General features: G+C 54.5%; 16 protein-coding genes. 12 read left to right on the forward strand and 4 right to left on the reverse strand.

All coding sequences use genetic code 11. From position 1 onward, the window contains the following. The first annotated feature begins 49 nt into the window (after positions 1 to 49). The 5 genes from ACJYUO_RS19700 (at position 50) to ACJYUO_RS19720 (ending at position 6,005) form a co-directional block, all read left to right on the forward strand. Positions 50 to 1,150: a tyrosine-type recombinase/integrase gene (locus ACJYUO_RS19700; protein WP_494347042.1), complete on the forward strand. Its 1,101-nt coding sequence runs from the start codon at positions 50 to 52 to the stop codon at positions 1,148 to 1,150. A gap of 2 nt (positions 1,151 to 1,152) precedes the next feature. Continuing rightward, entirely contained in the window at positions 1,153 to 1,407 is a 255-nt protein-coding gene (locus ACJYUO_RS19705; protein ID WP_494347043.1) for a hypothetical protein, read from the forward strand. 359 nt (positions 1,408 to 1,766) lie between these two features. After that, complete coding sequence (locus tag ACJYUO_RS19710; protein WP_494347044.1) at positions 1,767 to 2,312, forward strand: KwaA family protein; 546 nt, start codon at positions 1,767 to 1,769, stop codon at positions 2,310 to 2,312. Between the two features lie 40 nt (positions 2,313 to 2,352). Beyond that, entirely contained in the window at positions 2,353 to 3,354 is a 1,002-nt protein-coding gene (locus ACJYUO_RS19715; RefSeq protein ID WP_494347045.1) for a Kiwa anti-phage protein KwaB-like domain-containing protein, read from the forward strand. Positions 3,355 to 4,292: 938 nt separating this feature from the next. After that, positions 4,293 to 6,005, forward strand: a complete 1,713-nt coding sequence (locus tag ACJYUO_RS19720) for a DUF2254 domain-containing protein (RefSeq protein WP_494347046.1) — start codon at positions 4,293 to 4,295, stop codon at positions 6,003 to 6,005. A 79-nt stretch (positions 6,006 to 6,084) separates the two neighbouring features. Here ACJYUO_RS19720 and ACJYUO_RS19725 read toward each other — a convergent pair whose 3' ends face one another. Next, a complete protein-coding gene (locus tag ACJYUO_RS19725) occupies positions 6,085 to 6,795 on the reverse strand; it encodes a hypothetical protein (RefSeq protein ID WP_494347047.1) in 711 nt (236 codons plus the stop codon). A gap of 1,253 nt (positions 6,796 to 8,048) precedes the next feature. Between ACJYUO_RS19725 and ACJYUO_RS19730 the strand changes: the two genes are divergently transcribed. The 4 genes from ACJYUO_RS19730 (at position 8,049) to ACJYUO_RS19745 (ending at position 15,567) form a co-directional block, all read left to right on the forward strand. Continuing rightward, positions 8,049 to 11,801, forward strand: coding sequence for an Eco57I restriction-modification methylase domain-containing protein (locus ACJYUO_RS19730; RefSeq protein WP_494347048.1), 3,753 nt, complete (start codon positions 8,049 to 8,051; stop codon positions 11,799 to 11,801). A 105-nt stretch (positions 11,802 to 11,906) separates the two neighbouring features. Next, on the forward strand, positions 11,907 to 12,869 hold the full coding sequence (locus ACJYUO_RS19735) for a hypothetical protein (protein ID WP_494347049.1): 963 nt from the start codon (positions 11,907 to 11,909) through the stop codon (positions 12,867 to 12,869). 133 nt (positions 12,870 to 13,002) lie between these two features. Next, complete coding sequence (locus tag ACJYUO_RS19740; RefSeq protein ID WP_494347050.1) at positions 13,003 to 14,703, forward strand: DUF262 domain-containing protein; 1,701 nt, start codon at positions 13,003 to 13,005, stop codon at positions 14,701 to 14,703. A 609-nt stretch (positions 14,704 to 15,312) separates the two neighbouring features. Continuing rightward, positions 15,313 to 15,567, forward strand: a complete 255-nt coding sequence (locus tag ACJYUO_RS19745) for a hypothetical protein (RefSeq protein WP_494347051.1) — start codon at positions 15,313 to 15,315, stop codon at positions 15,565 to 15,567. Between the two features lie 39 nt (positions 15,568 to 15,606). On the opposite strand, the gene ACJYUO_RS19750 is transcribed toward ACJYUO_RS19745, so the two are convergent. Further along, positions 15,607 to 16,044, reverse strand: coding sequence for a hypothetical protein (locus ACJYUO_RS19750; RefSeq protein WP_494347052.1), 438 nt, complete (start codon positions 16,042 to 16,044; stop codon positions 15,607 to 15,609). Positions 16,045 to 16,155: 111 nt separating this feature from the next. Next, complete coding sequence (locus ACJYUO_RS19755) at positions 16,156 to 16,887, reverse strand: DUF5806 family protein (RefSeq protein ID WP_494347053.1); 732 nt, start codon at positions 16,885 to 16,887, stop codon at positions 16,156 to 16,158. Between the two features lie 171 nt (positions 16,888 to 17,058). Between ACJYUO_RS19755 and ACJYUO_RS19760 the strand changes: the two genes are divergently transcribed. From ACJYUO_RS19760 to ACJYUO_RS19770, 3 genes are all read left to right on the forward strand, one after another. After that, positions 17,059 to 18,195, forward strand: a complete 1,137-nt coding sequence (locus ACJYUO_RS19760; protein ID WP_494347054.1) for a thiolase family protein — start codon at positions 17,059 to 17,061, stop codon at positions 18,193 to 18,195. Between the two features lie 272 nt (positions 18,196 to 18,467). Continuing rightward, on the forward strand, positions 18,468 to 18,596 hold the full coding sequence (locus ACJYUO_RS19765; protein ID WP_494347055.1) for a hypothetical protein: 129 nt from the start codon (positions 18,468 to 18,470) through the stop codon (positions 18,594 to 18,596). A 111-nt stretch (positions 18,597 to 18,707) separates the two neighbouring features. Beyond that, entirely contained in the window at positions 18,708 to 19,025 is a 318-nt protein-coding gene (locus ACJYUO_RS19770) for a hypothetical protein (RefSeq protein ID WP_494347056.1), read from the forward strand. Positions 19,026 to 19,108: 83 nt separating this feature from the next. Here ACJYUO_RS19770 and ACJYUO_RS19775 read toward each other — a convergent pair whose 3' ends face one another. Beyond that, positions 19,109 to 20,794, reverse strand: a complete 1,686-nt coding sequence (locus ACJYUO_RS19775) for an aldehyde ferredoxin oxidoreductase family protein (RefSeq protein WP_494347057.1) — start codon at positions 20,792 to 20,794, stop codon at positions 19,109 to 19,111. Positions 20,795 to 20,977: the final 183 nt, after the last annotated feature.

Consider the following 20,977-nt stretch of genomic DNA (forward strand, 5'->3'; position numbering starts at 1 on the left):
CGATTGGGCTACACCCGCTCCCGTTCGATGAAATGGGTTCGGACGCAACATGGTCGAAATCAACTTCGAAATCGTTCCACGGAAGGCCGAAACGTATCTGAACAGCAAACAGCTCGTCGATTACGAGAACAAGCGCCGCGAGTTCATCGAGTGGCTCCTCGTGTTCGGTAAGCGACCCGAGAAGGTCGAAGGCTACTCCGAGTACACCGCGCGGGCCACGGCGTACCGCATCGGCGTCTTCGAGCGCTACGTGTGGGAGAAGGAAGATGAGTACGTCCCGGTGCTGACTCGAGACCACGCCGACGATTACGTGATGCACCTGGCGAAGGAGGACTACAGCGGTTCGCACAGGTGTAACACTCGAGACGCGCTGGTTCGTTACTTCAAGTGGCGACATCACCAGCACGGCGAGGAGAAGTGGGAACCGAAGATCTCCTTCTCGAAGGATCAGAACACGCAGCCGCGTGACTTCCTGACCGTGCAGGAGCGCAGAAAGGTGCGGGAAGCCGCGCTCGATTACGGCTCGATCCCGAGTTACCGCTCGCTCTCACCGGAAGAGCGTGCGGAGTGGAAGAAGTACGTCTCCCAACGGTTGCGGAAGCCGCTCGAGGAGGTGTCGCCCGACGACTGGGAGCGAGTCAACGGATGGAAATTGACGTCGATCGCGTGGACGAGCTTGGACGCGGGCCTCCGACCAGCGGAAGTTGGCCGCGCGAAAGTCTCGTGGGTAGACACGGAAAACGAAGTCCTCCGTATCCCCGTCGAGGAGTCCACCAAGAACCGCGACAACTGGCTCGTGGGCGTCTCTTCACAGACTGCGGAGGCACTCGAGCGATGGATCGAAGAACGCGACCAGCGGGAACTCTACGACGATACGGACGCCCTGTGGCTCACCCGCTTCGGAAACCCGTACGATTCGCAGTCGCTCAAACGGCTGCTCCACAACCTGTGCGAGGAAGCCGGTATCGACACGGAGAACCGGAAGATGAGCTGGTACTCGATCCGACACTCGGTGGGAACGTACATGACTCGAGAAGAGGATCTGGCGGCTGCACAGGCACAATTGCGTCACAGGAGCGTACAGACGACGATGAAGTACGACGCTGCCCCGGTCGAAGATCGCCAGGACGCACTCGACAGGATGGGATGACTATGACGACGTACAACACAGCGGAAGTGCAGGAACTGATCGACGCCTACCCGGAGGCGCGAACGCAGCGAGAACGCCGCCAGGTCGAGACCGCGATCCTCGAAGCAACCGTCTGGCGAACCGAGGAACTCGAGACCGAAGAGTGTGGGTTCGCGGCGTTCAGTGAAGATGAGCTTCGTCGGATCTACGCCTGTATCCCTGACGGGAACGAGGATGTCAAGCGGCTACTGAGACGGCCATACCTGAGGATGTTCTAACAACTCGGAACTCTCTTTCGGGGACAGTAGCTTCGAGACGCCCGGATACGGTGTTTTGGCAGATCAAGCGATAGAGCGTCTGAGAGGGATCTGATCCCAGGTACAATCACTTTAGCGGGATAGAGAAAAGCCGATAGCGGCGATTGTACGGATTCCGATTTTAGGAATAAAAGTGATTCCAGTCGTATGGTCCACTATCTCCAGAATTGCCTAACCGATTGGTTCTTCAGTCTTAAACCCGTAACTACTAACCTTACGTATGGGAGCTAACAGTCTCATCGAAACCAGTAAGAGGCTACCTCCCTAATGAATTGACAAGAACAGAAACTGCTCGTGGATAACAAATTCAGATTGGTATTATGAGAGAATTTAGACTCTGGGTGAAGATTGCGCTCTTCGCCAGTTCGTATATCCCTTTTTATGTTATAATGGCAGTGATAACACGGGACCTAACGGTCACTATCAGTGGTTATGAAATTCCGTGGTCCACTGTTCTCTTTACAGTTCTATTAGTCGGCTCTGGGGCTGTTCTTTACAAGATAATGAATCTGCGCGAGAGTGAAGAACCTAATCCAAAACATCTCTCATCAGTCCGTCGCCGCAACGACCTACTGACGAGCTACTTAGTTGCCTATATCTTCCCATTTGTTAGCATAGACTACGGACTATGGGAGAGCTGGTTCATTTTGGGCGTGTTCTTTGCAGTATTAGGATCTATTCAGGTCCAGTCAGACCAGCTCTATGTCAACCCCGTATTAGCTGCATTTGGCTACCACATTTACGAGGTCGAAGATGCAGATACAGGGAATGTTGATCTTGTCGTCGCTCCTCGATCTGAGCAGATCTCCACCGAAACCCACTTAGATGCAGTGCGTGCCGGATCGAACGTTTACATAGCAGTATAAGGATAGATTTTTAACATCAGTATTCAATCATCCCTACATCATGCCATTGAGCGACGAGGAACTCACAGAGACTTTTTCTGAAATTCCTGAGTTCCTTACGGATGATGGGGAGTTAGCAAGGAATGATGCTAACCGATATAGAGACTTCATTATCGCGAAGAAATACGATGACGGTGAAAATGTCTCATTCTCATTTGGTGAGGTAGAACTTCCACGAGAATCCTTAGATGAACTTCAAGAACTCGTTCGTAGACGAGTCAAAGTAAGTGCAGCGGCACTTCGTGATGATCGAAAGAGAATATGTAGGTACGGAGAGGCCAGAGATAACCTCGAATATATAAAATACCTCACAGAAGACGATTTTCCGCTACTTGAACAAATTGAGGAGCTTTTCAATGAACGTGACCTAAAGAATACCAAATACCACAAAGACATAGATCCCGATTTCCAGGCAGTTCGAATCCGTGATCATGAAGACAACATGGTCGTCGGGTTACAACACTACTGGAAGAATCAACTTCTGGGGAATACGAGCCTCTTTAATCTCTATTACAAGGATGAAGGCCACGTCCCTATGGACGAACCGATCATTTCGATCCCAGACCGTTTAGATGCAGTCTATTACGATGAGAAGCTATTCATATTTAATGACTGGCGGTTTGAACAAATGTTTGACTACCATAGGGTCTACGAAGAGGTCGCTGAAGACGTAATTGAGACTGTAAAGGATAATGATATTGAGTTTGAAGATATGGAAATGGTTGAGGATGCAGTTCTTAGCAATCCGATTATGATGAGAAAATTCGATGACATCCAACAGACGGGACTCTATGACGTGATCGATATGGATGATATTGAGTGGGTGATCACTGAGTACGAACGTGACGGAATTGACGTAGTAGAAGAAAACGGTGATCAATGGATCGAAGTAGAAAATAAGCAAAAGGTCTGGGAACTTATTCATATTCTCAACGACGATCACGTGGAATCTCGTCTAACGGAACGAGCATACCAAACGACAGGTGATAAGAAGGAAATTTGATTTTAAGAAATTCTGTCTTTAGAGCTTGTAGCATCCACACTCAGACGTTCGAGAAGCCTGCCTACCCAGTAGCTCTCAATGAGAGTATCTACTTCGCTGGTAGCAGAGAGAACACTGTGGTCGCCCGCCTTCTCGAACCATTTCCTGTGGATCGAGAAGGGTATCCAGTCAGTGTTTTTATGCTGTTGCAGCAAAGCCTTGTCAGTCACCATTGGTAACTAACCAGATTGTATTAACGGCCTTATGAAACCGCCCAGTTCGTTGGCGGGTTGCTGTACATCAGCCGCTCTTGCTTCGGACCTTCCTAAGAGATGTTAGTCGCCACGCACGATCATCGGTTGTACCAGGTTGTGTTCCCCAGTATTGACCTCTCGTACGTGGCCCCTCACCATCCGGACACAGGGGGCGAGATGCACACCCAGTGGAGATGCACCTTGACCTCGAGCGTACAGCGTATGTAGCTCACATACTGACGTTAGCCGTCAGTTCGATCGCTCGAGCAGCGTGAGCAACTACTCAAGTGGGAACTCCGAGTTACCAATGTCGATTTCGAAAACCGATTCACGGAGTAGGAGAGATAGCACAAAATAGCTGCGAGAGAGGCTGTATCCTCTCTTCTCCCCAATACCATCGCGCCTGAGAGATATAACACTTTCGCTAAAATAACTAATTAGTGATAGGATGTTCAGAAGACTTCTGTGGTTCCTACCAGTTACAGACGATGTCCAACGAGTCGTGTTGAATAGACAGAGCGTATCTTGCATAGAGATACATACCGACTGGGGTCCTCAAGTGGTTGAAACGCTCGAGCAACGGTGGTGTTTCTTCAGTGGCACCTCTATTTTAGATAACATCAGTGACAAGAGACACTTTGGAGATTATGGAAAGACGTCTGCCGACGAAAGCGGTATATGATTATAATGTGAAGCGAGGCTGTGGTGAAGCTGTCCACAAGAATAGATCATCTGAGAGAGCGAATATCTGGCTCTCAGGCGCGGGTTCAACGCTTTGCAAACGAGTACCCCCAAGTGACTCGTTACTGGGTTCTCATCCTGCTGGCCTCAGCTATAATTGCTGTTCCCACTACCCTCCTTTCTGATCAATTGACACGGCAGAATACCGTCAATCCGCTTCTAATCGGCGTTATCACGTTATTCACAATAAGCTTGACCGTCACGATAATGGGTATCCAGGTAGCTACTAATCGTTACTCCCACAGGGTCGATTCCACCGTCCTACAGAAATGGGCTATCTGGCTTCATTTCACACCCCATCTTATTGCTATCCTCTTCGCTATTTTTCTAATATCGACAGGAAACTACGTCTCTTGGGCGTTCGGTATCTATATCTTCTTCATATTAGCCTCTATTTTGAGCATCTTCCCTTTCCTCCGATGGCTTCTCCGTTCTCTATCACCGGAGGTGATGCTGGATACCTCTATCAACAGAATTGACTCCGAATTTCTTGAAAGGGTTGAGAATGTAGTCCAAGAGGAAAGAGAAGAAATCTACGAAAGCCAAGAACGAGAACAAATCATGGACATATTTCGAATTGTTTCCTACCTCGATATCTCGGAAGATGACCCAGTCGATATGTTCATGGATATTGTTCGATCAAGGATAATTGATGATGATACCGAGACTGTTACAGCGTTACTCGACCAGTATCAGGATCACGTAGAATCTGTTTTGGAAAACCGGTACTCGGAGTTCAAGGTATCACACAGTGATTCCCAACTCGTTGCCTGGTATCTTTTCAGCCCGTTCGAGGACACGTTCCGGATAGCTGTCAAGGAGGAGAACCACAGAGTTGCAGAACACGTTATCTCTCAGCTTAGAGCATCTATCCAGTCTTGGGCTGACAACAGCCCGAAAGGGATCCCTGAAGTCTTCTTCCGCATCTTTGGTGCTATCACAGTGGAATATGTTTCCCAGTGTGATCCAGGCCAAGCGAAATCGATTGCCGAAGATTACAACAAGATTTCCCGTGTTATTGCTTCAGATATTGATTCACCGGGTAATGAGGCTACCTCAGCTATGACTATGACTTTCGTCAACTTTTGCCTGGACTTTGCGGTAAGTTCTCTCAAGGAAGGGTATGACGAACCTGCTTGGGTGATCAATAATGGACTCCGTTCTATTGTCGAGGCGAAGTTACGGTACCCCAGCAGTAATCCTGACCGAACACTACTGATTATGGGTTTGATCGGCGAGCAGTTTGCTGTCGAGAGGGCGAAGTCGAAGACCATTGTCGAAATTGCGAATGAGGTCATGGTAAGGGACCGAGCAGAGTGGACTGTTACGACGCTTGTGACCTTTAAGGACAAAATCGAAGAGTATGGGAACGACTACGCTTCCCAGGATCAGTATCTGGAGTCAGTGATGCGGGAGATCGACCGTGTGAACGATGCTTTGGAGGATAAAGACCGTAGAATCGCCGAACAGGTTGACCAGAATGAGGATCTGGTGTTGCAGGTGGTCCGTGGAGGGAGATTATTCCGGAGCTCGTTTTCCGTCGAGGACTTGGTTTCTGAGTTAGAATTCTCAGTGTCAGAAGATGAGGTTGAGGAAGTTTGCAATTCTCTCGTTGAAGTTGGTGCTTTGGAATCTCGGGAGGGTGGTAAGTTTTTCAAGTCATACGAAGATTTCTAACCTGACAGCTACCGGAGGGATCGATTGCAACTCAGGTAATACCTTTGCCTACTTATCGTTGAGGTGAGACCAGAACAGTCTATTTTTCGTTGAACTCGTCAGGATCGTAGCCATCCTTCTCACCGACGAGATTTCCCATAACACTCACAATGTCGTCCATCAATTCGCTGGCGGACTCGGCCTTCTCGTTCTTCATCTGCTGCTTACGAGTGATACCGAGCGAGTCCTTGATCTTTTGGATGAGCCGGACCTGAGACTGCATGACTTCGGTTAGCGCCTCCGGTACGGTCTCCGAGTCGATCTGCTGGCCGTCAGGGAGATACACGGCCTTCTGCGTTACCTCACCGTGACGGAGCTGGTAGTCCTTGCCCCTCACTTCCCGAACGATTTCGATAGCCAACGTTTGGAAGTCGTGAGCAGCTGATGGATCGGACTCGAGGTCAATCCCATAGGCCTCTGGCCAGGAGAGAACCCAGTCGTAGAGTTGCTCCTCACGCTCGCTCATGTTCTCGAGAAGATGATCGTCTGTAGCGTACATACCGTGTTTGAGATTAGGCAGCTTTTCGAGGTTCTCGAGGCGGGGAACTACGCACCCACCGTGGTGCTTACATCGTCCGTTCTTCTTGACGTTCTGTGAGGCGCAATAGCGCGGCGGCCCGTCGTATTCGTCGGGCTGTCGTGGAATCTTTGCCAGGCAGTACTTCTCGTCAAAGGGTACAGGATGGGTGTGCGATCTCTGTAATTCCTGAAGTTCCGTCTTCGTCTTGCCGGTCACTTCGTTCGCTGCCATGTATCAAAAATTTGTTAGAGTGATGAGAGAGAACTTGCCATCCTGTCCGTACCGTTAGAAGTGCCACAAACTGGTGACACCCTCGAGTGCCTACTTCGTGTCCGCCTGTAACTGGTGAAAAGCTCCTTCGTCCGAGAAGGCCGCCGGACCCAGATTTGTCCTGTCCGCCACGCCCTGTAACTCGAAGTGGAATCGAAGGCCAGCTACGTGGTGAAACTGTAGAGAGGGAGTCCGCCGTGACCACTAATTAGTGACTCTCAGAGGTGGCCCGCTAACCCCGGAATCACTTCCTTCACCCTTAGTAATAGACACTGGTATATATAGGGGGTCAGGGGTTTATATACTACAAGTTGGGAATTTGTTACTATTGCCGGCAACAACATCCTATACCGAAAGATACCACTGGAGAATGTCGGAGTAGCACGGCCCCGGGCGCGTTTGCCGGTATCTCGAGATAGTAGCACGGATCACTAAACATAGCGCTGATTTTGAAAAATTTCTGAGCCAGTTGCCTCACACAGCAGCGCGTCCCCCGTTCGAATGGTGTTCTAACCTCCAAAGGGTAAGGAAAGGGATCAGGGATGATCGATTGGCTGGGCGCGTTCTCGCACGTCTGCCTGTACACGTATGCTTGAGTGGGTGAGCCGATCGTGTCCTATTCAATGAGGAAGGCAGAGCAATTAGATCCCTATAACTCACAGTAATCGTCCAAAGCTGTTGGTCCACGATTCGCTGTAAGTGCCAAATTCGAGGGTTTGAGCGAGATCACTACCTTGCTTCTGGCGACCCCTTCCACGATCCCCAGATTCGCCCAGGTGCGTCTTTTGACCTTCAATGATGGAATACATTCAGAAGATATGAAAACGCGACTCCGAGTCCCACAGGCCCCTTAGATTGGCTGGTAGCAAGAATGATCGGGTCGATTTCCGAGCTGGCACTCCGTATCGACCTGTCGAGTCGCCAATAAGGGGGACTATAGGGGAATTCACTACTGAGTGACCGGACACTTCTCGGTGAACTACAGCGTGACACGGTTCAGTGCAAGAGATGTGTGACTATTGAGTGTCCAAGTACTTGGTTCGAGAAGGCGGCATATACAGAGTAGAGTCTATTACTTAGTCAAGAGACATACAACTACTTGCTGTAATGAGTGTTACAGAGTGACCACGAATTACCCTCTTACCAGCAGGTTTGGGAATCGTCGTGTGAGTGAACCATACCTTTTTTGACCTACTACTGTCTCGGGACAATCCATGACCGACGCTGCGGAGTTCGTTGATACTCTCTACGGGATCTCGGAACGGATCGACGACGACATGAGCGAGAAGGACGTCGAAAACGCCTATCTCAACGAAGGATTCTACAACGATCTCGGCTACAGGGGTGCTGGCTACGATCTCCGTAGCGAGTGGTCTCTTCCTGATAACCGACGACCGGACTACGTAACGCTCGACGAGAACGAGTCAGTTACAGCTGTTTACGAGTTCAAGACGTCGGGAGAGGATCTCGGCTCACACACGGATCAGCTCTTCCACTACGTCGATGTGCTGAAAGCCGGCTACGGTGTGCTGACGAACGGAGAGGAACTCCGCTTGTATCGGCGGGACGAGACCGACCCCCTTCTCGAACTAACCCTTGCCGACGCGACCGAGACCCACGCTCGAGATCTAATCGCTGCACTCGAGAAACCCGACTGGGACATTACGGACCCGGAGAGCGTCAACGACTATCTGACTGGCCTCGATCCGGTTGGACTCGACAGCGAACTGGGGCAGGAACACTTCTTCGATACCTTCCGGTTGGAAGAGGGGAGTCCCTTTGCCGATCTCGTCGTCGCTTCGATGGATCTGCTCGAGGAGCTGCGCGACGAGCAAGAAGCCAAGTTCGTGAAAGGCGCGTACGATTTCTGGGATGCCAGCTACGCCAGCGAACCGGACGAAGTCCCCGATTCGTGGGAAACGTTCGTCGATGGCAACGGCGACCTCAGGGACTTCATGTTTTGCCTCGAGAGCGGGCACGCCCTTCTCGCACGGTTACTGCTCGCTAAGGCAACGGAGGATCACGACTTCTTCCCGGACGATCGCGGTCTCCGACGCTACTTTGACGAGTTGCAGGGCTTCAGTGACGAGATCAATCTCGACGCCTATCCGGTCGCAGCCAACGGGCTGATGGAAGATATGCACCAGCAGCTCGTGGAGAGCCTCTTCGAGGACGACATCTTCATCTGGTGGACGGACGGCTACCAGGAGGAGACATCTCGGCTACACGCCAACCCGTACAATCGCTTCCGTGACGTCGCTCAGGAAGGCAGTAACATCACTCGAGTCAGTTCTGCGACCAAGGAGCGATTCAGTCGTGCAATCGCCCACGTCTTCTTCTCGGTGTTAAAGTTCGACTTCGCTGCCATTGAGGGCGACCCACTGGGTGATCTGTATCAGCGGTACTTCGACCCAGAGACGCGCAAGGCACTCGGTGAGTTCTACACCCCACAGCCGGTGATCGAATACATCATGGACGGCGTGGGGTACGACGTCGGTGTCTCGAACGAGCGACTGATCGATCCCTCATGTGGGTCGGGGACCTTCCTGGTCGAAGCCGTGAACCGGTATCTCGAGGACGTCCGTCGCTACGAGGATGATCCCGATTGGGAAGAACACCTGACGGAGCTATGCACTCGACCCCGTATCGTCGGTCTCGACATTCATCCCTTCGCAGTCCTGATGGCACAGATCCGGTTCATGGTAGCGATCCTTCCCGAATACCGTGATGCCAAACGTCAGAACTCTTCGTTTACGATCCGTCGCTTGCCAATTTTCAGGACCGATACGCTGCGAAACGAGCGAGATCTAACTGGTGTTGATCTCGGTAATGATGGAGGCAAGCAGTTGACGTTTGAGGCGCTGACTGAAGACGAGCAGGACGTTCTGGTTCCTGTTCCGCTCCCTGTTGAGGTTGACGAGGAGGATGTCCCCGAAACAGAGCGTGACGGAGACTTCTTGCTCCAACGGGTTCGAATGCCGAAGTTCAATACGATCCGATTGGAAGCAGGGGTCCCCAATTTCGGAGAGTACTTCGCAGCCCTTCAGGGTGTTCTCGACGTGGTAAAGTACCACATGACTGAGAGTCTATGGGAATACCACGGCGGTCTCGAGGAAGGAGTTAATCGCTACACATCACAAGAGTACGAGGGAATTGAAGAGTTCTTCGCGCCGTATGTGGACAACATCCTCGAGACAGTGCAGTATCTCCGCGAAGAACACGGAGACGGACGTCTGTTCAAAATGTTCGAGGACAGCGTTCTTGCACTCGTCGTGAAGAATTATATGGAATATGAGTATGTTGTCGGGAACCCGCCATATGTTCGGAAAGAGTCTATCCCCGCAGATTACAAGGAGAATATCCTCAAACCCCTCTATTCGGAAACTTATACAGGGAACGCGGATCTTTCGATTTACTTCATTAAACGAGGGTCCGAGTTTCTCGCTGATAACGGAAAACTTGGCTATATTACGTCTTCAAGATTCACGAGTACTGCCTATGGTTCCGGTCTGAGACAGAGTTTATCTGAGAGTGTCACGATAAGCGAATATTCTAACTTTGAGCTGAGTAATTTCTTCGAAGACGCAACAGCATATCCGTGTGTTGTCATCCTTGAAAACAGTAAACCAAGTGACGACTACGAAATCGACGTAGTATATGGCCGAGAAAAGCCGGACGATTCGGAAGTCGAATCCGTTCTTGACGAAATACGGAACGTAATCTCCCAAGACCAACGAAAAACAACAGAACACTATGCGACCTATAAGACACTATTTTCCGACCTGACTAATCGAGAATGGCGGTTCACACCATATGAAGCAAATGAGGCGTTTCGGAAGTTGGAATCCCAAGCAGACTATCAGCTATCCGAAGTCACTAAGGAGATCTCCGCAGGGATAAAGACCGGAAAGAATACGGTTTTCATCCTGTCAGAAGATGAAGCAGAGGAATTGGACATTGAAGATTCAATACTGAAACCGATCTATAGAGGAAGTGACATAGAGCGCTACCAGATGGCAGAGCCGGAGGAGTATCTAATTTACACAGAAGGCATAGATATTGAGGAATATCCCAACGCACACCAGTATCTTAAACAGCACAAAGAATCTCTTGAAAACCGAAAGGATGCCACTTTCAGGAATAAAGACAAGGAATGGTATGAGCTAAACGTTCCATATTCGGCTGAGGTGATGGAATCAGATAAAATAATCTGCCCGGAGATGTCCCGCAGAAACAACTATGCTCTCGACAAAAGTGACCGATATATCCTCAATAAAGTCTTCTTCTTACGGACGGAAGAGGACTTTGAGGGGAGCTTAGAGTTCCTTCTTGGTCTTCTCAATTCCTCTACGCTCGAGTTTTTCGTCAAGCAAACCAGTTCACCGCTTCAAAATGGCTACTATCAGTTCCTTACTCGGTATCAAGAAAGACTCCCTGTGAAAATGGATGATCAGAAAGAGGCAGAGATCTCAGACCATGTTGCATCTATTCGAGAATTTATTGATATACGAAATCGAGTGGAAAGCTTCCCTGCACGGTACATTAGAGAGTACAATGGTGAACTCGAGTATATCGACTACGAGTGGCAGACTCGTCGGTATCCTGTGAATGCCAGCGTAGAAGAAATTGAGGACGAACGCTTCGCCGTGACCGCAGGAAGGTCTGACGAGATCACCGATCCCCGGATGGAAGCCTCTACGGAAGATATGCGAGAGCAACGAGCAAAGTACGTTCACGCCGCAGTAGATGGTCGTAACGTAAAGAAAGGCGAAGAAATGACGATACCGATCCCACGTGATGGCGATGACGTATTGGCTCTCCTCGACCAGTGGGAGACAGATAAACAGATCGTTGAAGAAACGAATATCGAAGAACTCGAGGCAGAGATCGACGAGACGGTGTATGATCTCTTCGATCTCACGGACGATGAGCGCGAAGTGATTGAAGAATACTTGGAAGTCTTCTGAGTACGTAATTACATATAATTAGACAATCACGTCACAAAACATATATTGTAGAAAAACGTTTGTTAGAATGTCTCCACCTGAGAGTAACCCGGAGACTGAAGACAAATGCTCAGCACGTACATCCCGATTCTCCGAAATAAGCAGAATGAGCGAGAAGTCCTCCAATCGTTCGGCGGCTTCTCGAACTTTGAAGAAGAGAATCAGTTGGACTTGTCGCTTCAGCCGGTCGTGGAAATCACCAGCGAGGAAGATCTCGAAAGCCTCGGACCATTCGAAGACGCCGCTGATTCGGTTTTCATCGACTTGCCGGAGTACCATGCCCGACGAGATACAGAGTTCGGTAACGAGATCGAATCGACCATTGAAGAGCATGGTAGCCGCGAAGAGTTCTACTTGAAACACGCTGACGAGATCGATCGGCCAGTTATCTCTGGGACAGTCGAGCATATAAACGACACAGCTGACTACGAAATTCACCAGCAGATACACAGAGAACTCGAAGACACGTACCCGTCTATTACTCATCGAGTGATGGTCCGTATGAATGGACCGTTCACTGATGACCAGCAAGAAGCTCTAACTGACTTAGAGCGAAGTCTCCGCACCGAAGACCGTGTGTTCTTCGACGTAATTGACGTAGGGGTTGATGACGACCTGCTCGAGGATCTCCAATTTCTTTCGGAAACCTTCGAAAGCTACGATCGGGCAGTTCTCAACGTCTTCAATCCGTTCGATAATGATCGGCGGAACCGAAGCCCGGAGATAGCAGAGAAATTAGGAGTTCGCGCGTTCGGTGACTTCGCGATCAACGTGCGCCATCCTGACGGTGGAGGGCGTAGAAACGGAGCGACGATCAGGCACTACCATCCAAACCATGCTGTCGTTCGCGAATTTGAAGGTGGTACGTACGAGGAGGCTTCAGACGAACTCGTAGCATGGGAAGAGTGGAAAACAGACCACTGTGGTTACTGCCGGGACGCTAAGCGCCTCTCCAAGGGCGATCCCAGTACGTGGAAACGGATTCGAATGGGACACTACCTCACATCTGTTCTGCGAAACGAGATCTGAGGATCAGTAGCGACATTTTTTGGTTCGGGAAGGTCCCTTATTCAGGTTCTGTTCCGCTACTGGTGCTTCTCTACCGCGTTCACGGTATTTTTATAATCCTTTAGACATACCAGCCACCATGGTAAGCTCTAATATGGACCTTGAGGCGGAGGAATTGCGCCTCATTGACCTCTTGGGGGAAAAGACTCGGATCTTCAAAGTCCCGATCTTCCAACGAGAGTACAAATGGAAGGAAGAACAACGAGTAGCCCTGTGGAACGATATTAGCAGTATCGGGACCGATTACAAGGGATCTCATTTCGTTGGGCAGGTCATCCTCGTAGAAGACCACGATGAGGGTGATGACGATGTTCAGGTCTACAAGATCGTTGACGGGCAACAGCGACTGACTACGTTTTCGATCCTCGTCTGTGCTATCCGTGACATAGCAGGACTCCCTGACGATCATAAAAACGTCGAGAGTATCCTTACTACGCACGATCAAACTGGGGAAGCGGTTCGTACACTACATCTTCTCGATAACGATGACCCTGCCTATCAGCACATCTACGACGGAAATGTAGAAGAGGTAGATACCGATCATCCTATCCGAGAATGCTACGACTTTTTCGCGGACAAAGTGTCTGATCTGACTGCAGAGGAACGAGAAGATGTCCTTCGAAACGCCGTTCATAATGTAAATCTCGTCCGGACCTCCTGCGGGAGCATGACTGCTGCCTACCAGGTGTTTCAGACGCAGAACGAGCGCGGACTCGAGCTGTCTCCGATCAATCTCGCCAAAACTAAACTTTTAGAAGAAGCTACGAAGGCGGGATTAGACGAAGAAGACGTTCGACGACGATGGGAGGACATTAGTACGCGACTCGAAGAGAACGACAAAGTCAGCAGTGCAGCCCCACGACGGGCGATAACTCACTATCTCATCGTAGATGATCAGTATCAGGCACGTGGACGGATTACGACCAAGGACTTCTATCGCGCCTTCACTGAAGCCCTCGATACCCACGACGGTCCCACGGAAATTCGACAGTTCGTCGGGAAGTTAGAGAACTACACGGACACCTATATCGATCTTCACGAGGGTACGGTTCGGAAGTACCCCCGAAACAAGCGTAACCAGATCAACAAGCAGATGCGGTTCTTCCAATGCAAAAATGCGCACGCACCAATTGTTCTACTCTATCTCGTAGAGAACGTTGACGACGCGGATGAGATGGAGAAACTTCTCCGACTCGCAAATAAGCTCAACGTACGGCTAAATCTCGAGGACGCGAATCCGGCTCACCATCGAGATAGTATGTATCAGTTCGTGAGCCAGCTGAAGGACGCCGAGCGGAGTAATTGGGAGTCCAAGATCGAGAAGTTGATCAAAGACCGCACAGTCGAAGACGAACAGTTGTTCGAGATTCTGAAGGGGCGTGAGCTGCCAAACAGCGCGTTCACCCGTAATATGCTCCGTACGCTCGAGGAGGATTACTACCAGGCAGGAACACCCGAAACGCAGCTCGATTTCGATCGGGTTGAGTTAGAGCATATCGCCCCACAGAGAGCGATGTCATCGAACAAGTACAGCTCCTGGCAAGCAGTATTCGATAACAACGAAGAGCGGTTCGATCTCTACAAGTCCCGACTGGGGAACCTGACACTGCTCGCAGATAGCCAGAACGTTCGAGCGAGCAATAATCCGTTCGCCGAGAAGTGTGCCGAGTATCGCAACTCGAAGATCGAGATGACGAAGGAAATCCCTGAAAAGCACGATGAATGGGGATTCGAGGCTATCGATGATCGAACAGAGCAACTCGCGGATGACATTATCAACTTCTGGGGGACGTAACTCCTCCTGCTTAGACTGACTTGGCGAAGAGATCGGTTTGCCTGCTCTGCAAGTCATTGAAGGTTGGTTGGGCTATGACCACCCTCGTTGGGATTTATATAGATACGGTACATTCTAATTGACAAGGACGCCCGAAATCGTTGCGAGGACTCCGAAACGAGGCACGCTTTGCCGGAATGTCTGAATTTCGGTAACGAAGCGGTGTCAGGGCTTAAGACCCGCTCCCGTAGGGGTCCTTGGGTTCAAATCCCAACCCTCGCATGTCGCCGCGAACACATCGTGAGCGGCGACTGCGCTCTTGGATTTGAACGAGAGAAGTCGCAGCCCGGACGTGAGCGAACGCGAACGTCCCGGAACGTCTTCGCGTTGTTCAAATCCCAACCCTCGCATGTCGCTGCGAGCAACCCGCGAGCAGCGACTGCGTTCTTGGATTTGAATCAGACCGAGGTTCAAATCCCACCCCTCGAGAGCGACGTTGGCAAGAGTAGCCATCTCGAGGACAACGGATAGCCGGGACAGCCGAGCGGTCGACCGGCTGCTGGACCCCACCGTGCAGGAGCGCGCAGGTCCAACTGTTTCACCCGATCGGGTGGGAGTCGCCGGCGTTCGATGAGTGATCGGAACACCGCGAATCGAGACGGCGAGGGGTCACGGATCGCGACGAATCGAGCGGCGGCCGCTATCACCGTCGGGTCGCTGCTGGCCGCGGGCGCGATCGCGTTGCTCGCCCGGTGGGGCCTGCTCGAGGTCCTCACCGCCCGCGGGATCGCCGTGGATGCGCTGCCGATGTATCTGCTGTTCGTCGTCCTCGTACTCTGGCTCGTGATCTGGAGTTGGAGTCGGCTGGTGTCGCTTTTCCAGTGAGACCAGCGGTTCGACTCGAGTATAGCGCTGCCGCCGCCGTCACGCGTAGCGCCGGGGGAGCAAGACCGCGAGCGGGGCGTAGATCGCCGCCGTGATGACGAGCGTCGCGAGGACGCCAAAGCGGAGGTTCTCGGAGACGAGCCGCCACGTGAGCAGCAGAATTCCCGCGGGCGGCAGCGCGAGACCCGCCGCGGTTCGGTGGAACTGGCGGAGCCGGCGGCCCGCTTCTACCGACGTAAGCGCCGGCTCGCTGTGCTCGTCGCCGTCGTCATCCGCCATGAAGGCGGGCATGGAGAGGTACATCCCGAGTCCGACGACGAGCCCGACGAACGCGCCGAAGACTGGATCACCAAAGAGTTCGAGTCCGACGTAGGCAAAGACCGGCACGTCGAGCGCTCCGACGGCGACCCCGATCAGTCCGGGCGACAGCTGTCCCTCCGTGGCTGACTCCGATCGCTGACGACCTGACCCGCTCATGCGTACGTCGACCGATTCACCCCAGCCATATGACGTTGCTGTCACGCGAGTCAGCCGGCGGCGGTCGTGTGCGCTATCGCGGGTCGCGATTCAATTCGGCCGGCCGCCGGCTCAGTCGTCGCCGTCGACGACATCCTCAGTGCGGAGTTCCTCGCTCGCCTCGCGGACCTCCCGCATGACCGTCGAGATGCGCTCTTCGGCCTCGAGTTCGTCCTCGACGGAGAGGTCGACACCCTCGACCTCGAGGAGGAACTTGGCGACCTCGGTGGCCTCGTACATCACGTCGTCGAGCTCCTCGGCGGTAAAGAAGTCACACATCGCGCCGTAGAGGAAGGTCGCGCCGGCGGTACGAACCTTGTCCTCGAAGGAGGAGCGGGCCTGATTGACCGCCTGTGGCGTGTAGGTGTCGGTCATGAACGGGACCAGATCGGGGAGGTTCTCGCCGATCTTGGTCATCTCGACGCCGGTCTCGGTCCGGAAGTCCGAACAGAGGCGGGCGATGGCCCACTCGCGGGCGGTGATGTAGGTCCGATCCCGCAAGAACTCGTTGACACGGTCGTACTGCGCGCCGTCCATTTTCTTGAAGCGGGCGTATTTCTGGACATCCTCGGGAACGTCGTTTTCTTCGGGTTCGGGATCCGGAACGCCCGGCATGGATCCCTCGCCGTCGCTCGCGGACGCCTGTTCGTCGCTGTCCGCCGCGGGTGCATCGTCGTCCCTCGGCGGCTCGCTCGCGCCCGTTACAGCGTCCGCGCCACTCGAGTCCTCGTCGGCTCCGGCCGACCCGTCGGATCGTTCCGGGCGGTCGGAATCGGCCCGATCGACCGTCTCGTTGCCGTCCATGGAGGGCCATTACCAAACGGCGGGCAAAAGGATTCCCCTCCCCCGTTGCGGTTTGCGATAGAACCGGATCGCCGGCAGCGGCCGCTCAGACGCCAGTCGGCGGTCGTAAACGGTTTTCCCGTCCTCGAGAGTTCGACCGGATTTAAGGTCGTGAGGGACCTTCGGTAGTATATGTCACAGACGCCAGTCGTGGTCAAGGCAGTCCGGACGCCACAGGGGAAAGAAGACGGCGTGTACGCCGACGTTCGCAGCGAGGACCTCTCGGTGCCGCTGATCGACGAAATTCTGGCCGAGACCGGCCTCTCCGGCGAGGAGGTCGACGATCTGATGTGGGGCTGTGCCCAGCAGCGCGGCGAGCAGGATAACAACCTCGCCCGGGTTATCGCCCTGCTCTCGGAACTCGGCGAGTCGGTGCCGGCGACGACGATCAACCGCTGGTGTGCCTCCTCGATGCAGTCGGTCATCTCCGCGTCCGACGCCATCGCGGCCGGCAACCGCGACGCCATCATCGCCGGCGGCGTCGAGAGCATGAGCCGCGTCCCGATGGGCGAGGGGTACGGACACATCCACCCGCGACTGGCCGAACTGTACGACCTCGGTGACCTCCAGATGGGAATGACCGCCGAGAAGGTCGCCGAAGAGCACGGGATTAGCCGCGAGGAACAGGACGAGTACGCCGCACGAAGCCAGCAGCGAGCCGTCGAGGCCACCGAAGAGGGCCGCTTCGACGACGAGATCGTCCCGATCGAAACCGAGGACGGCACCGTCGAGGAAGACGAGGGCCTCCGTCCCGGCACGACCCCCGAGAAACTCGCCGAACTGCCGACCGTCTTCAAAGACGACGGCTCGGTCACACCCGGCAACGCATCCCAGATCTCCGACGGTGCCTCGGCCCTGCTGATCACGAGCGAGGCCTTCGCCGAGGAACACGACCTCGAGATCATGGCCGAGATCGGCAAGAACAACGTCGCCGGCGTCGACCCCACGGTCATGGGTATCGGCCCGGTGCCGGCGACGAGGGGCCTGCTCGAGCGCAACGGGCGCGACATCGACGAGTACGATCTGGTCGAACTCAACGAGGCCTTCGCCAGCCAGTCGATCTACTCCCGCGACGAACTCGGCATCGACCCCGAGATCTTCAACGTCAACGGCGGTGCGATCGCGATCGGCCACCCACTGGGAGCCTCCGGCGCTCGTCTCCCGGTGACGCTGATCAACGAACTCCAGAAGCGCGGCGGCGGCCTCGGGCTGGCGACGCTGTGTGTCGGCTTCGGGCAGGGTGCGGCAATCGAATTCGACGTCAACTAAACAGCGGCCACTGGCCCTTTTGGTCCAGATTTTTCGAGGAGGGGCGTGAGCGGAGCGAACGTCCGCTCCGAAATAAAAGGTGGTCGCGTCAGGGTGCAGCGATCGAGTTCGACGTTAACTATAGTAGCCACTGACAGTCAGTGCACACCTGATCGCACGACAGCGTCGTGATCAGTGTGTACATCGTTTCAGTGGCTACTATAGAGAGTGCGGACTGGGCAATAATGTGGCTGGACAGGTACTGGCGAGGGCGAAGCGGTCGTCTTGCTCCCATGGCAACGATGAGATACCACGCCCACCCCAGCCGACTCGTTCGCTTCGCTCACTCGTCCCTCGCGCGGGTTCGAAACGCGGTTCACCGGTGGCTCACCGCGTTCCAGCACGCGCCACAGCGGGGGTAACGCGCTGGTACTCGGCAAACCAGTAGTATCGTCCGAGTCACGAAACCCGCGTCCCTGAGCCCCCCGTCATTTGGCCGGTCGTTTAGTACCCTCGAGTCCGTACGTTCGCGCATGCAAACCGGCCTCCTCGCAATAATCGTCGGAATCCCGCTCGCGTGGCATCTCGGGCTCACCGCGCTCGCCTACTGGGACGCCGGCCGGGTCGGGCTCGAGCCGCCGCGGAAATGGGCGGCAATCACCTTCTGTCTCCCGCTGATCGGCTTTTTCATCTACCTCTTCGAGCGCAGCGAACTGTCCTACGACCCCGAGAGCGACCCCTACCGCGGGAACAACGTCAACATCCATCCCTCTCGAGCCGACGACACGTCGCTGCCGTCGCGGGGCGACGATCGGCTGTCACCGAACGACGGCCGGGACGACGAGGAGTAGTCGATCACTGTCGGATCGGGAGACTGGCACTCGCGACAGAAAAGAATCCTCGAGTCGCACCGAAACGTGGTCAGGTTAGCCGCTCAGTCGTCGGCCGGCGTGCCGTGACCGCTCTGGAACTGCGCGTCGGGGACCGTTCCGTCGTCGTTCCAGCCGCGTTCGGCGTAGTACTCCGCGAGCCCTTGCTCGAAGTCCGGAATCTCGTAAGGGAGTCGATCGTCGGCCCGATCGAAGCCGCGCTGGTTGTTGAAGTGGCGCTCGAGCGTGACGACCTCGCCGCCGAGTGCGAGTAGCTCCTCGTAGTCGGCGTCGAGCAGGCCTTCGAAGCGCTCCTCGGTGATGAAGTCCCGCGAGAACTTACAGAGGACGGCGCTGTCTTTGATGACGTTGATGTTCTCGAGTTCGACGACCTTCGGCGGTTTCCCCTCGAGACCTGCCTTGTCGAAGGCGTCGTCGGCGTCGACGAGCGGGTACTCGTAGGGGTAGAACTCGGCGTACATGTGGTCGGCACCGCGGTTCGAGGTGGCGAAGGCCAGTCCCTGTCCGTTCAGGGTGCGGCCGTCGTGGGCGGCGAACTCCATGCCCTTGACCGACCAGTTCTCGACGCCGAGGTCGTCGTGGATGCGGTCGACGCCCTCCGCGAGCTGATCGCCGACGCCCTCGCGGTAGGCGATCTTCTCGACGAGGTCGTGGATCAGGTCGACGTTGCCGAACTCGTCTTCGCTGGCGAGGTAGGCCGCGATGGTGTCGCCCGCCGAAATCGTGTCCAGTCCGTACTCGTCACAGAGCTTGTTCGACTGCATCACGTCGACGATGTCGTCGACGCCCGAGTTCGGGCCGAAGGCCATGAGCGTCTCGTACTCGGGACCCTCGGTCTCGAGGCCGGATTCCTCGTCGCGGGTCGGCAGTTTGCAGGCGAAGGCACACGACGAGCAGGTGCCTTTCTTGTACTTCTTCTCCTCGACTCGGTCGCCGTTGACCCCCTCGATACCCTCGAAAGAGAGCTCCGAGAAGTAGTAGCTCGGCAGGGCCTCGACCATGTTCGCGTACTCCGCGACGGAGGTGGTCCCCTGGTCTCGCATCGGGCTGTCGGAGTTTGCGGCCTCGCCGTGGATCTCCATCTGGAGCGACGGGATCTCGACCTCGCGGGTGGAGTCGCCGTCGAAGGTAATCGCCTTGACGTTCTTCGATCCCAGCACGGCACCGAGACCGCCGCGGCCGAAGGCTCGCTCCTCGGAGGTCATGATCGAGGCGAACCGGACCTGATTCTCGCCGCCCGGCCCGATAACGGTCGTGTGCTCCGAGCCGAGGCCGTGTTCGTCCTCGATGTACTCGCAGGTCTCGGGGACGGTCGCCTCCTCGAGTTCGGGTACGGGTTCGAACTCGACGCCCTCGTCGGTGACGTGGACGATGACGAGTTCGTCGCTCGCGCCGGTAATTTCGACGGCGCTGTACCCCGTGCCGGTGAAGTTTCGTGAGAGGAACCCGCCGGCGTTCGAGGACAACAACCCGTCGGTCAGCGGCGAGACGCCGGTCGCCGACATCCGGCCGGTAAAGCTCATCATCGAGTGCTGGAGCGGCCCCGTCGCGAAGAACAGCCGGTTTTCGGGGCCCAGCGGGTCGGCGTCGAACGGGATCCGGTCGTGGGCGAGTTTCGTCCCGAGCGCCCGTCCGCCGATCGACGACTCGAGGAGGTCGTCGATGTCCTCGGTCTCGGCACTGCGCTCGCCGACATCGATCGAATACAGCGGTCCCCGTACGTGTTTCATAGTCTCACAGTGGTGGACACGGCCGCAAAACGGTATCGGTTTTCGAGGTTGCGGTCGCGGTTCCACCGGCGACGAGAGCTGTCACGGGCGGTCGACGGCGTTAGAGCGGAACGAGACGCCGCCGCGAGCGGGTCGGTGACGGGTGTCCCCAGCACCCACTCTCGAGAGAGCAGAACGTTTATC

Source organism: Natrinema sp. CRL1, from assembly GCF_059162405.1.